The organism is Sporolactobacillus terrae DSM 11697, from assembly GCF_000648615.1.
GTDB lineage: Bacteria > Bacillota > Bacilli > Bacillales > Sporolactobacillaceae > Sporolactobacillus > Sporolactobacillus terrae.
The window spans coordinates 1-14,516 of record NZ_JFZC01000051.1; the positions used below are offsets into that span (position 1 = coordinate 1).

The 14,516-nt window shown below is 47.6% G+C and carries 9 protein-coding genes and 1 other annotated feature; of the genes, 7 read left to right on the forward strand and 2 right to left on the reverse strand.

Annotation, left to right across the window (positions count from 1 at the left end):
- Positions 1 to 1,451: SH3 domain-containing protein (locus tag AA84_RS0110750; protein ID WP_028977207.1), on the forward strand; the 1,451-nt coding region annotated here is incomplete at its 5' end.
- Positions 1,452 to 1,693: 242 nt separating this feature from the next.
- On the opposite strand, the gene AA84_RS17675 is transcribed toward AA84_RS0110750, so the two are convergent.
- A complete protein-coding gene (locus tag AA84_RS17675) occupies positions 1,694 to 3,901 on the reverse strand; it encodes a glycosyltransferase family 39 protein (RefSeq protein ID WP_051577950.1) in 2,208 nt (735 codons plus the stop codon).
- A gap of 551 nt (positions 3,902 to 4,452) precedes the next feature.
- A complete protein-coding gene (gene bacA, locus AA84_RS0110770) occupies positions 4,453 to 5,256 on the reverse strand; it encodes an undecaprenyl-diphosphate phosphatase (protein WP_028977208.1) in 804 nt (267 codons plus the stop codon).
- Between the two features lie 264 nt (positions 5,257 to 5,520).
- Positions 5,521 to 5,761: a binding site (T-box leader), on the forward strand.
- A gap of 139 nt (positions 5,762 to 5,900) precedes the next feature.
- On the opposite strand from bacA, the gene argC reads away from it, so the two are divergent.
- From argC to carB, 6 genes are read left to right on the forward strand one after another with little or no spacing between them, the layout of a single operon-like run.
- Positions 5,901 to 6,938, forward strand: coding sequence for an N-acetyl-gamma-glutamyl-phosphate reductase (argC, locus tag AA84_RS0110780; RefSeq protein WP_028977209.1), 1,038 nt, complete (start codon positions 5,901 to 5,903; stop codon positions 6,936 to 6,938).
- Positions 6,939 to 6,951: 13 nt separating this feature from the next.
- On the forward strand, positions 6,952 to 8,175 hold the full coding sequence (gene argJ / locus AA84_RS0110785; protein WP_028977210.1) for a bifunctional ornithine acetyltransferase/N-acetylglutamate synthase: 1,224 nt from the start codon (positions 6,952 to 6,954) through the stop codon (positions 8,173 to 8,175).
- Between the two features lie 21 nt (positions 8,176 to 8,196).
- Positions 8,197 to 9,000 carry an acetylglutamate kinase gene (gene argB / locus AA84_RS0110790; RefSeq protein ID WP_028977211.1) on the forward strand — a complete coding sequence of 268 codons (804 nt, stop codon included), beginning with the start codon at positions 8,197 to 8,199 and terminating at the stop codon, positions 8,998 to 9,000.
- The gene (locus AA84_RS0110795; RefSeq protein ID WP_028977212.1) at positions 8,993 to 10,189 is read left to right on the forward strand and encodes an aspartate aminotransferase family protein; all 1,197 of its coding nucleotides are present in this window, start codon (positions 8,993 to 8,995) and stop codon (positions 10,187 to 10,189) included. The genes argB and AA84_RS0110795 overlap by 8 nt, the downstream gene beginning before the upstream one ends.
- Positions 10,190 to 10,208: 19 nt before the next feature.
- On the forward strand, positions 10,209 to 11,297 hold the full coding sequence (locus AA84_RS0110800) for a carbamoyl phosphate synthase small subunit (RefSeq protein ID WP_028977213.1): 1,089 nt from the start codon (positions 10,209 to 10,211) through the stop codon (positions 11,295 to 11,297).
- Entirely contained in the window at positions 11,281 to 14,508 is a 3,228-nt protein-coding gene (carB, locus tag AA84_RS0110805; protein WP_028977214.1) for a carbamoyl-phosphate synthase (glutamine-hydrolyzing) large subunit, read from the forward strand. Before AA84_RS0110800 ends, carB begins: the two co-directional genes overlap by 17 nt.
- Positions 14,509 to 14,516: the final 8 nt, after the last annotated feature.

A 14,516-nucleotide genomic window follows, 5' to 3' on the forward strand; every position in this document is an offset into this window, starting at 1 on the left:
GCGGTTATGTGTCCGCAGAGTTTGTGGACAAGCCCGGCTCGAGCAACACGGGCGAATCAAACGGCGAACCGGTGAAGTATACAGGCACAACCACAGCGAACCTGAACGTGCGCTCAGGGGCAGGCACGTCGAACAAGATCCTGACAACGCTGAAAAAAGGAAGCCGCGTCGACGTAGTGAGCGAAACAGGCGGTTGGCTGAAGATCAAGTACAATGGCGGCACTGGCTATGTGTCCGCAGAGTTTGTAAGCAAGCCCGGCTCGAGCAACACGGGTGAATCAAACAGCGAACCAGTGAAGTACACGGGCAAAACAACAGCGAACCTGAACGTGCGCTCAGGAGCCGGCACGTCGAACAAGATCCTGACAACGCTGAAAAAAGGAAGCAGCGTCGACGTTGTGAGCGAAGCGGGCGGTTGGCTGAAGATCAAGTACAACGGCGGCACTGGCTATGTGTCCGCAGAGTTTGTCGAACAGCCATCCGACGACACATCTGCCGACGATTCGTCAAATCAATCGTCTAATGAATCGGGATCATCAGAGAACGGCTCATCAACAAGCTATGGTTTAACGACGACAGGTGTCCATTTTCGCCAAGGTCCGGGGAAAACGTATCAAAGCTACGGTGTCCTCCAAGCCGGAACGAAAGTAGAAATTCTCGCCCAAGGAGCGGACGGATGGATTAAGGTAAGCTATAATGGCAAGGATGGTTACATCTGTGGCGACTTTTTGAAGGATGAAACCACCTCAACCATTCAGGATGGCAACACCGCGTATATCACCACAAAGTACTCGGTTTCATTCGGACAAGCATTAGCAAAGGAAGAAAAAGTAAATAATAGTTCCTCACTTGCCTACTATTTAAATCCAAATAATTTTACAAAGGGCAGCATTGATTACTATCAATTTCTGCAATTATCTTCATTGGCGAGTGTGTCCTTGAGCGATATGGATACGATGCTTCAGGGAAAAGGGATTCTTTCTGGTAAAGGGCAAGCATTCATTGATGCAGCTAAGAAATATCAAGTGAATGAAATTTACCTCGTCTCTCACGCCTTGCTTGAGACAGGAAATGGTTCCTCGACACTTGCCAAGGGCGTGGAGTATAACGGCAAAACGGTCTACAACATGTTTGGAATTGGTGCCTACGATGGCAGTGCCGTATCCAGCGGCGCTGCTTATGCCTACAATCAAGGGTGGACGACTCCGGAAAAGGCGATTCAAGGCGGAGCAGCATGGATTGCAAACTATTACATTTATAATCAAACGTATCGTCAAGATACACTCTATAAAATGCGCTGGAATCCCGAAGCGCTGGTCATTGGCGACGCGGCACATCAATATGCGACAGATGTCGGCTGGGCGGTGAAACAAACACCGATGATTGATAATCTGTATCGAATGGCCGCCAAATACAGTTTGATTTTTGATGTTCCGGAGTATGGTAACTAAGCGAAGCTCAATAGAAGAAATAACCTTTTTTTACCCCTTGGCGTTGAATGGCGATATCTCGACTCCAAGGGGGTTTTCTATAGCATCGCGTGCAGCAAGTGAAAAAAGAGCCGGTCGCAACGGGCCATTGCTTGTTTTACTTGTAAAAAAACAGCATGCAATTCGAATAGCCGATGCGCGTTCTGCTACGCATCGGCTATTTCTCTGTGATCGCCAGCTGCTATTGGCTGCATGGAACGATTCTATTCATTGAAATCTTGGGTTTTGCTTCGTGATGCCAATCGATTTTGTCGTTTGCGTCTTTGGGATTCATTCGCTGAACCGATTGCAGCGTATGCAGTTAGCATCGAAAGCGGCACGGTCATCAATAAGACATAAATAAATGGGTTGATGAAGGGACCGGGGGTTTGCTCATAGACGCTGAACTGAAGATCTTTTCGGACCTCTTTCATGCCATTTAGGGACAATGCTCCTCCTGGATAGGCATCACGTTGTTCAAATCCATGGCGATGACCGTTAATGAACAGCTCAAGTCGTGCGTCGTCATTGCCGCTTAATTGACGTATTTTAAGAAGAAAATGCGTGTTTCCGTCGATCGGGGGAAACGCAAATGTTATCGGCCCGTGCCCATGATCCGGTGCAAACCTGCGCGCATATTCGGTTTGCTGAGAGCGGAGATTGACCAGTGAAAAGTGATAGCTGCCTTTTCCGCTCTGGCTAGCGACACCCATTGATATACGATTGAAACGGGTCGGCGCATGAAATGTCTGAGTGATTGAATGCTTGGCATCGAGAGGCACGGTTTGCTTAGCGCTTGCAAACGGTTGATCCACAAGATAGTGGCGCTGCGGCAACTTAGGATTCAAATAAATTCCGGCTCCAGAAGCGCCACAGACAACGACAGCGGCAGCTAATCCAAAGATCAGTGGTAACCGGATTACATTCAGTTTGCGACCCGTTGCCGATTGAACTGTAGCTCGAAGCTGCTCCAGCTCCGTTAGCCCCAGAACGGCACCAATTAAGAGAAACGGTGTAAAAAGCAGACTGTAACGCGGTTCCGCCTCCCAGATAAAGGTGTAAAAAAGAAAGTTTCCGAATAAAGTGATCTGAATCAATAGACCAAGCGCAGGTTTTTTCAAACGGAACGTATGGCAAGCTGAAAGCAGCAGCAGAACGAGTGCAGCGATATGAAACACTTGCACGATTATCAGTGTCAGTTGCTTGTTATGATTAAAGAGATATTGGTAAACTTCAGTTGGATGACTCGAGAGATGTGTGTACCAATCATAGCCGTGCGCGCCTTCTCCCCATGTTCGGAACGCTTTGATCATCCAAAGCCGCAAAAGCCCTGGAAAGGGATTGTTCTCGATGCGCGCTTTAATCTGCTGCCAGTCGGCGCGTTTTTTTGCGGCTTGATTCGGCTGTGATCGCGTAAAATCATAGTCGCTGCGATTATATGAACCGTCTTTTGACAGACCGAGCATGATCCAATGCACACTTGGCATTGACAGATTAGGGTCATTTTGATAGCCAAATTGCTGCGCAACGGTTTGAAACGAATAGCTTGATCCTGCCAGCAGGACACCGATGACCGCTAAATTAAGAAGCACTTTCTTCCAGTTCAAGACAAAGAACATGTAAATGGAAAGTGCCGGTAGAAACAGAATCAGATTCGGACGGATCAGCTGGCCAATACCGAGAAACACTCCGAGGATCATGATAAAGCGAAGTTTACTTGACTGCGCGTAACGATGCCAGAAATAGAGCATCAGAACAGGGAATGCGATAATTGCAGTATCTGTATAGAAGTATAGCGTATAAAAAAATAGCGGCAGACAAGTCAGATGGATCAACAGATACAAACAGGCCGCCCGTTCGTCAATCCAATCCCGAACAAGCTGCCATCCTGCAAAAATACTGATGCCAAGCATGATGGCGCAGAATGAGCGGTCAATCCCCATATAACTTGAGATGTGGAACAGACCGGCAAACTTATACAGAAGAAAACGCAGTAGCGTTATGGGAATGTTGTTTGGATAGACCTTAAAGTAGAGTGTATCGGACGCATGCCCATGCGCAAGCAAATACAGCGATTCGGCATAGGTGTGCCCCCCGTCAATGAGCGGTGGGAGAACCGCATGAAAGCCAATGATCAGAAATGTAACAAAGCCAAGCATGATGACGCCAATCAGCGTACTGATCATACGAATATGCCGGTCATTAAAGCGCGAAAGCCAACGGTAGAATGCGAGATAAAACAGAAGCACAATCATTGCGAAAAGACCCAGTGACAATATGGGACCAATATAGCCGTGCTTTTGAAGATAATCAAATGGATAGGCGAAGCTTGAAAAAAGAACGACGAGAAAACTAACAAAGAAAGCGATACTGAATAATTTCACGAGCAAACGTTTGTTATGTATAGCCTTCGCAAGTTTCAGTTTTTCCATAACTTTTGCCCTCTTCTCAGTCACGAGTTGTTGGTACGGTGGCCATGATTAGGGTACGCTTTGATGCATCGCGACAGCAGTCAGCTGTTTTTTACAGGTGAAAAAGGATGTGTTTTTGGTCACGCAAAAGACAGTGCGTCAAACGCGCAGATGCTCGGGCGCCTGCGGCAAGCGAGTAACCGAAGCGACGATTCAGCACAGAGAAGACACGAGCAGGTGGTTTAAGAAGATGCTGCACGAACGCGCATAGACCCCACTCCGACGCGCATTCTGCCAAAGCAGTCATCAATGAGATCTGCGCCGTCAATAGAAAGCTCATCAGGTACCTTAATACATGTCATGGCGCTTCTATCCTTATAAATGGAACGATTGATCAACGAAACACCGTTAACCTATTCGCAAAAATTCTGTGGAAACTGGGTCAATCGGAAGAAATAATAGGAGTAGAAAATCTGCTTAAAAGGACTTGCTTTAATGCAAAAATGCGATGTTCCGCTGAAGATGCGGCACATCGCATAGAAAGGACTTGATAAAATCATCGTGATGCGTACTCAGAAAATGATAAACAGGGCGAAAACAGCAGCAAGAATAAAACGATAGACCGCAAACGGTACAAGCGTGTAGCGGCGTAACAGTTTCATAAAGAAGAGAATGGCAAGCATCGCGACGACAAATGCGGTTAGAAAACCAACAACAAAGAGCGGGATGTCACTTGCCGACAGAAAATCAAGACTTTTGTAAAAGTCTAATCCGCTTGCTCCAATCATCATCGGAACAGCCAAAATGAAGGAGAATTCTGCTGCAGTTTTGCGTTCTACCCCGGCAATAATCCCCCCGGCAATCGTGGAACCGGAACGGGAAAATCCGGACCAGAGTGACAGACATTGGAACAGACCAATGACAAAGGCTTGCGCGTAAGACAGCTCTTTTGTTCCTCTGCCGCCACGACCGGCAGCAATCTTTTCTGCAATAATCATTAGAATACCGCCAACAACCAGTGCGATGAGTACGCTCTGCGGCGAAAAGAGAACATTTTTAATAAAATCACGCAAAAGAAAGCCGAGGATACCTGCAGGAATTCCAGCAACAATGATGTGGATTAAATTCAAATTTTCGGGGCCGGTTTTTGGCTCATTTCGATAAAATCCGAACAGACTCCACAATCGTTTCCAATAGAGGACGACAACAGCCATGATGGAGCCTAATTGAATGATGACCTCAAACGTTTTGGCCGTCTCGCCTTTAAAATTGAGTAGATCGGCAGCCAATATAAGATGCCCCGTTGAGGAAACAGGCGCAAATTCGGTTAATCCTTCTACGGCTCCGAGAATGACCGCAATGAATAGTTGAATCAAAAAATTCACCAGCCTTAAATCGGTATTCGTTTCGTTTGTCAAACAAGCCCTCTTATTATAGCATATTCACGCTTTGCATCCTTATAGCTGTTCGTCGAGAAATACAGAATCCGTACTTCTAAACAATTTTTTTATGAATCGATTAATTGAAGTATAATCAGACCCGCATAAATAAAAAACATATTTTAAAATATGGGTTGACTAATTCGGTGAGCAATGTATAATGAGTATCACACGAGTTAGAAATGTCTAACAATTGATTGAAGAAAACCAATGAAGAAGAGAGTAACAATGGAGCGCTGCACCAGCAAGCCGGGATGATGGGAGCCGGCACAGGCGAAATTGCGAACCGCACTTCGAAGGTGAAAATCTGAAATGAGTAGGATTTTCCGGGAACTCCCGTTACAGAGTCTTAAGCAGATTCCTTGTTTTACACTTTCAAGTAAAACGTATGGGAATAACTAGAGTGGTACCGCGGGTATTGTGATCAACGCTCGTCTCTTTTCTAAAGAAAAGAGGCGGGCGTTTTATTTTTTTCCGCAGGCCCCCGTGCACGGTGATTGTGTACTACTTTTACAGTTTACTACTCTGAAGTTTTAACGAATTAGTGAATGAAAAACATTGGATTATTGGAGGCTTTACAGGTGAAGGCAGGTATTGTTGGCGCAAATGGATACAGCGGAGTGGAATTGATCCGCCTGTTGTTGAATCATCCGCAAATCAAAATAGAGATGCTGGTCGCTCATTCTACTAGCGGCATGGAGATCCAAAGCATCTACCCCCATCTCGGCGGGATTGTGGAGCGAAGGCTCGAGGCATTTGATGCGGATGAACTGGCGGCGCGAACCGATGTTGTTTTTTTTGCAACGCCTGCCGGTGTCAGCAAGGATTTGCTGCCTGAATGTCTGAAGCGCGGTCTGATTTGCATTGATCTTTCCGGAGATTTCCGCTTGAAGAATCCGCAGGACTATGCCGAATGGTACAAAAAGGATCCTGCTGACGCCGCTCTGCTCAGCGATGCGGTTTACGGCTTATCGGAGCTTAATCGGGAGCAGATCGAGGGGGCATCTTTACTCTCAAATCCGGGATGCTATCCAACAGCCACGCTGCTGGGGCTTGCTCCGGTATTGAAACATGACATGATCGAGTTGAATTCAATTATTGTCGACGGTAAATCCGGGGTTTCCGGTTCCGGAAAGAAAGCAGTGATCGGTAATTTATTCGGTGAAGTGAATGAAAGTGTCAAGGCTTATAAGTTAGATCACCATCAGCACACGCCGGAGATTGAACAAATGATTGAAGAAATCAGTGGTCAAAAAACGGCGATCACGTTTCACCCGCATCTGATTCCGATGACACGCGGTTTGCTCTGCACCACCTACGCAAACCTGAAACAAGGCTTTTCAACGCGTGAACTTTTGGAACACTATGAAACGTTTTATAAGAAATCGCCCTTTGTGCGGATCAGGCCGCTTGGGACTTGGCCGGCAACAAAGGAAGTACTTGGCTCAAACTTCTGTGATATTGGTTTAAATGTTGATGGACGAACGAGGCGGCTAACCATTGTCTCGGTAATCGACAATGTAGTGAAAGGCGCGGCCGGTCAGGCGGTACAAAATTTAAACATTATCAAGGGCTGGGATGAACAAACAGGCCTTACGTTCACCCCGATCTATCCGTGAAAGGGCGAGTTCAATGGAAAAATTAGACCAAAAACCAGCAATTACTTATATAGAAAACGGAAGCGTCGGCAGTGCAAAGGGCTTTAAAACCGGCGGCATGCATATCGGACTACGTACGAAAAAACCGGATCTTGGCTGGATTTATTCCGAGGTCCCGGCAGCGGCAGCGGGTGTATATACAACTAACGTGTTTCAAGCCGCGCCGCTTCAGGTGACACAAGAGAGCATTGCTGAAGAGAAGAAACTGCAAGCGGTGCTCGTTAACACGGTCAGCGCAAACTCATGTACCGGTCAGCGGGGTTTGGAAAATGCGCGTGTCACCCGACAATGGTTGGCGCAGCATTTAGGCATCACCGATCATCTTGTCGGGGTTGCCTCAACCGGTGTGATCGGCATGCAGCTGCCGATGGAAAAGATAAAAAAAGGCATTGCCGCCATTGACTTGTCTGGAAGCGAAGCACCGTTTGAAGAAGCAATTCTTACAACCGATACAAAAACGAAACATTTGGCGGTTACATTTGAAATTGACGGCAAACCGGTGACGATCGGCGGGGCGTGCAAAGGATCTGGAATGATTCATCCGAATATGGCAACGATGCTTGGCTTTGTCACGACAGATGCGACTGTTGCCCCGGACGCGCTCAGTCAAGCGTTAAAGACGATCGTTGATAAAACGTTTAATCGAATTACGGTTGATGGAGATACCAGTACCAACGACATGGTGCTGCTTCTGGCAAACGGGCAGGCTGAAAATCAGCCGCTCAGCGCGCAGCATCCGGAATGGCTCGTCTTTCTTAAAGGACTTAAGGCCGTTTGTCAGGGACTTGCGAAGTTTATTGCCGGTGACGGCGAAGGGGCAACCAAGCTGATTGAGGTTCAGGTAACCGGTGCTAAAGATGATCAGTCGGCTGAAGTGATCTCTAAGACGATTGTCGGTTCAAGTCTTGTGAAAACGGCGGTGTTCGGCAGCGATGCGAATTGGGGCAGAATCGTCTGTGCCATGGGCTACAGCGGCGAAGCGTTTGATCCCAATCACGTCACATTGAAACTGGGCGACCTTGTCCTTTTCGAGCACGGCGTTCCCGCCCCTTTTGATGAAGAACAAGCGAAGAACGCTTTAAATAAAAACAGTATCGTGATCAAAGCGTCCCTTGGTGAAGGAAACGGCAGTGCGGTTGCCTGGGGCTGCGATTTAACTTATGACTATGTAAAAATAAATGCGTCGTACCGTTCGTGAAAAACGTAAGGAGGGAAAACCATGACTCACTATCTGGTGATTAAATGCGGGGGAAGCGTTTTTGATAAACTCACTCCTGAATTTTTTAAAAGCCTACAAATCATTCAAGAGAGTGGCAAATGGCAACCGGTCATCGTGCATGGCGGCGGGCCGGCCATCTCACAAATGCTGGATAAGATGGAAATACCGACCGTTTTTCATCACGGACTTCGGGTTACGACGCAGGAAGTACTCGATGTCGCTGAAATGGTACTCAGCGGAACCATGAACAAACAGATTGTTTCCAAAATTGCCGCTTCGGGCGGGAAGGCCGTTGGTCTGAGCGGGGTTGACGGCGGCTTGTTTCTGGCAAAGCCAACGTCACTTGCCAAACTTGGCTATGTTGGTGAGATTACATCGGTGGATGCCGGGTTGATCCGCAGCCTTGCCGGTCAAGGATTTATTCCCGTGGTTTCACCGATTTCAATGGATGAGCACGGACAGCATCTGAATATTAATGCGGATCAGGCAGCTGCCAGTTTAGCCGTCGCGTTGAATGGAAAATTGTGCTTTATCAGTGATGTTCCCGGAATTCTTGTTGAAAAGGATGGAGCATTGACCCCCTTGAAACAAGTCTCAAATCTGGAAATTGAACAAATGATCGAATTAAAGAAGATCAGCGGCGGGATGATTCCAAAAGCAAAAGCAGCCGTTGACAGCTTAAAGAAGAACGTTAAAGAAGTCGTCATCGTGAACGGGATGATGCCGGATTGTTTGATTGATTATACGAATGGCGTTGAAGTCGGTACAAAAATATTCCTTGAGGAGGAAATCCTTCATGCTTAACACAAAATCAGAAGAAACGCTCGCACCGGTCATGTCAGCATACGGACGTTTTCCCATCACGCTTGAAAAGGGCAAGGGCAGCTATGTTTGGGATACTGAAGGAACAAAATATCTTGACTTTACGGCTGGGATCGCCGTTCTTGCACTTGGTCATGTCCCGGATGCCGTTGAGGCAGCATTGAAGAAACAGCTCGGACTTCTATGGCATTGTTCGAATCTCTACCACATCGGGCCACAGGAGAAACTGGCAAAAATGCTAACAGAACGAACCTGCTGTGATCAAGTATTTTTTTGCAACAGCGGCGCAGAAGCCAATGAAGGCGCGATAAAACTGGCCCGTCGCTATGCGGCTTCCGTACTGAATAAGCCGGAAGGGCATATTATCACGTTCAACCATTCATTTCACGGCCGGACGCTGGCAACCATGGCAGCCACCGCGCAGGAGAAGATCCAAAGTGGTTATGGCCCGGTCGTTCCTGGGTTTAAGTATCTTCCTTATAATAGTAAAGATTCTGTAGCAGACATTGCCTCGGATGATCAATGCATTGCGGTCATGCTGGAAATGGTTCAAGGTGAAGGCGGCGTCATTCCGGCGGATAAAACATGGGTACAGCAGCTTTCAGCCATTTGCGCGGAAAAAGGCATTCCGATGATCGTTGATGAAGTACAAACAGGCATGGGCCGTACCGGCACCCTGTTCGCCTATGAACAATACGGTATTGAACCGGATATTCTAACGGCAGCTAAAGCACTTGGATCAGGCATCCCGATCGGCGCATTCATGGCGAAAAAAGAGATTTCCAAACTGATGACGCCGGGCAGCCACGGATCAACCTTCGGTGGAAATCCGTTCGCCACAGCTGCCGGAGTAGCCACGATTCAGGTATTTGATCAACAGGATGTCTTGGCACAATGTACAAGCAATGCCGCCTATTTCCATGAAAAATTGACGGCACTGAAAGAAAGCTATCCGAAACAGCTGACGGCAATTCGCGGTCTGGGTCTGCTGATCGGTGTTGAGACAAAAGCTCCGGCGATCGATCTGGTTAATGAATTGAGAGAGAAACATCATGTACTGATCCTAACGGCAGGAAAGTATGTTTTGCGAATTCTGCCGCCGCTTGTGACCGATGAAACGGAGATTGACGCATTTATTGCTGCCTTTGATGCGGTTTTAAAAGAACGATAAAGATGGGGGTCTGCTGATCATGAAAAAGGGATATTTGCTTCTGGAGTCGGGCCAAGTTTTTCAAGGTGTGCGCGTCGGTGCTTCTTCCAGCGTGATGGGCGAATTGGTCTTTAACACGAGCATGACCGGATATCAAGAGATTATGACCGATCCCTCGTACGCCGGACAGATCATGACATTCTGCTATCCACTGATCGGCAACTATGGAATTAATCTTTACGATAATGAGCATGCACGCATTGAAATGCAAGCGGTGTTGTTCAGCAATCTTTGCAATGTGCCCAGCCATTATCAGTCGGTGATGAATGTGGATCAGTGGCTGAAACGCTCAGGAGTTCCGGGTCTTGCTAATATTGATACACGAGCCGTCGTGAAAGCCGTTCGCCGAAGCGGTACGATGAAGGCAGTCATCAGTGATCTTCCTGATGCTGCATCAATTGATTGGGGGCAGCCGCTGCCAACAGATATGGTTGCGAAAGTATCCTCAACAAAAACGACGGTTTATGAAGGAAACGGACCTCATGTCGTTTTAATGGATTACGGGTATAAGAAATCGATGCTTCAAGCGCTTCTGGCTGAAGGATGCAAGGTCACGGTTGTTCCATACAATACGGATGCAGAAACGGTGAAATCTCTCCAACCGGATGGCGTGATGCTCAGCAACGGACCTGGAGACCCGATTCAATTGCAGCCGCTGTTTGGGGAAATCAAGAAGATCACATCGGCTTATCCAACATTGGGGATTTGCCTTGGCCACCAATTGATCGCGCTGGCGTATGGAGCGAGCACGGGCAAGCTGCTTTTTGGTCACCGCGGTGCCAATCATCCGGTCAAGGCGCTTGCGACCGGAAAGGTATGGATGACCTCACAGAATCACAGCTATGTTGTTGAGAAAGACAGTGTTGATCAAAAGCAATTTTCGATTAGTTATCTGAATGTTAATGATGGATCGGTTGAGGGATTGACGCATCATCAGCTTCCGATTGAAACGGTTCAGTTTCATCCGGAAGCCCACCCCGGTCCGGATGATACCCATCCAACGTTTACAAAATTTATTCATATGATGAAACAAAGCAAGGGTGAAGCAAATCATGCCGTTACGTACTGACATTAAAAAAGTGCTGGTTATTGGGTCCGGACCGATTGTAATCGGTCAAGCAGCGGAATTTGATTATGCCGGTACACAGGCCTGTCTCGCACTGAAAGAAGAAGACATTGAGGTTGTACTGATTAATAACAACCCGGCAACAATTATGACGGATGATCAGATCGCTGATCGAACCTATATTGAGCCATTGACGCTTGCTGCGATTGAAAAAATTATTGCCAAGGAACGCCCGGATGGACTGATTGGCACACTTGGCGGACAAACAGGATTGAATCTAGCTGTTTCTCTTTATAATCAAGGGATTCTTGCAAACTATCATGTGGAATTGCTCGGAACCTCTGTGGACTCCATTCAGCATGGAGAAGACCGTGAGCTGTTCAAAGATTTAATGCTGAAAATCAAGGAACCGATTCCTGAGTCCAAGATCATTCGTTCTTACGAAGACGGCCTCGCGTTCGTTAATGAAATCGGCTACCCGGTGATCATCCGCCCTGCTTATACTTTAGGCGGCTCTGGCGGAGGTTTTGCTTATAACGAACACGAACTTGATCTTGTGCTTCATCGTGGACTCAAGCTCAGTCCGATTCATGAGGTTCTCATTGAAAAGAGCATTAAAGGCTGGAAAGAAATTGAGTATGAAGTGATGCGCGATGCCAATGATACATGCATGATTGTCTGTAACATGGAGAATATGGATCCTGTGGGCGTACATACAGGAGACAGTATCGTTGTTGCTCCGTCACAGACGCTCTCGGATGCGAACTATCAAATGCTGCGCAACGCATCGCTGAAAATTATCCGTGCTTTAAAAATTGTCGGCGGATGCAACATTCAGTTCGCGTTGAATCCCCGTTCTAACGAGTATGCGATTATTGAAGTCAACCCGCGTGTGAGCCGATCATCCGCGTTGGCATCGAAAGCGACCGGTTATCCAATCGCACGCGTCGCAGCGAAGTGTGCGGTCGGCTTCCATCTTGATGAAATTTTGAACCCGATTACCGGGACCACGTATGCATCGTTTGAACCGGCGATCGATTATATTGTTGTCAAGCTGCCGCGCTTCCCCTTTGATAAGTTTACCGAAGCGGATCGAAGCTTGGGGACTCAGATGAAAGCAACCGGTGAGGTGATGGCGATTGACCGTACCTTTGAGGGCGCATTGAATAAAGGTGTACGTTCTTTGGAAATGGGCTTTTCCGGTCTCGAGAATAAGGCGTTCACGGTTCTTTCAGACGCTGTATTGGAAAACAGTATGAAGCAGGCAACCGATTTGCGGCTGTTTGCGATCAGCGAATTATTCCGAAGAGGACGGACGGTCGACGCTTTGTGGGAAATGACGGCGATTGATCCTTGGTTCCTCAACGCAATTCATGGAATCGTTGTTTTTGAAGAAGCGATGAAAGGGAAGACTCTAACGGAGCTGAGCGATGAGATATGGCAGCGGGCGAAGTGGCTGAATATCGGCAACCAGCGTTTGGCTGATCTGCTGAATGCCCCGGTGGAGGATATTTCCAAACGTGTTCGCGCAGCCGGACTTTCGGTATCTTACCATTTGGTGGACACATGTGCCGGTGAATTCGAAGCGCAGACCCCCTATTATTACTCGACATGGTTTGGCGCCGATGAGGCACAGGTCAGTGATAAGCCGAAGATACTGATCATCGGATCAGGACCAATTCGGATCGGGCAAGGAATCGAGTTTGACTATTGCTCGGTTCAAGCAACAATGGCAGTGAAGAAGAACGGTTATGAAGCAATTGTGATTAACAATAATCCGGAAACCGTCAGCACCGATTATTCAATTGCCGATCGCTTGTATTTTGATCCGCTTGCCGTTGAGGACATTCTTCATGTTGCTGAAAAGGAAAAAGTGCAGGGCGCGCTGGTTCAATTTGGCGGTCAAACGGCTGTGAATGTGGCAAAAGCGCTTGAACAAGCAGGAATTAAAGTGCTTGGTACCTCAACGCAAAGCATCGACCGCGTCGAAGATCGGGAGCAATTTTATGAACTGCTGCAGTCATTGAACATTCCGCATATCAAGGGACTGACGGTGCACAAAATGGAGGATCTTCCAAAAGCAGGCGAAGCGCTCGGCTATCCGATTCTTGTCCGGCCTTCCTACGTGATCGGCGGTCAATCCATGTTCCTGTTCCATCATCCGCATGAACTTGAAGCATATATGACCAGCGATCGAAACATGACGCAGCAGTCATTTCCTTTATTGGTTGATCGTTACATGCCGGGCATTGAGTGCGAAGTTGACGCGATCAGCGACGGCGTGCACACGGCAATTCCGGGCATCTTTCAACATATTGAACGTGCCGGTGTTCATTCTGGAGACAGCATCGCAGTTTTTCCATCGTTCGGCCTTAGCCAAGCAGTGAAGGATGAAATTGAAGCAGATACACGGAAACTATGCAGCAGCTTGAATGTTAAGGGGTTAATTAACATTCAATTTGTGATCGCCTCAGGAAAGGTATATGTGCTTGAAGTGAATCCGCGTGCGTCACGTACGGTGCCAATCATCAGCAAAGTAACCGGTATTCCAATGGTTGAGCATGCAGTAGGCGTTCAACTCGGTCATTTTTTACGCGATCAGAATTTGGATGATGGTTATTGTGCATCTCCTGATTTTTACGCGGTGAAGGCACCGGTGTTCTCGTTTACGAAATTGCAGGGGGTTGATCCTGTTCTCGGTCCGGAAATGAAATCGACCGGCGAACAACTGGGCATGGGCGCTACGGTTGACGAGGCATTTCTAAAAGGTGTCTTATGCAACGAGGACAATCCATTTGCAAAGGACAACGCGAATAAAGCCATCTTATGCTCCATCACTGAAAATCAGCGCGAGGAGAGTTTCGATGTTGTCCGCCAGCTTGCTAAAGACGGCTTCAAGATTTTTGCAACACCAGGGACCGCTGCTGCATACAGACAGGCAGGAATGACGGTCGCTGAGGTAAATGATGATGCAGAGGCTGCAGCCCAATTGATTGCAAATGGCCAAGTGTCCGCCGTGTACAATATTCCGACGGCCGGGCGCAACCGGCAATCGTTTGGCTTTCAAATCAGAGCGCTCGCACTACGCTACCAAGTGCCTGTGTATACCTGCACCGACACATTCGTTGCGACGCTTCATGCAGCAAAGTGCGCCATTTCATCGGATGTACACACGCTTGATGAATATCGGAATCTCAGTTATACGAATCAATAAGAGGAAGT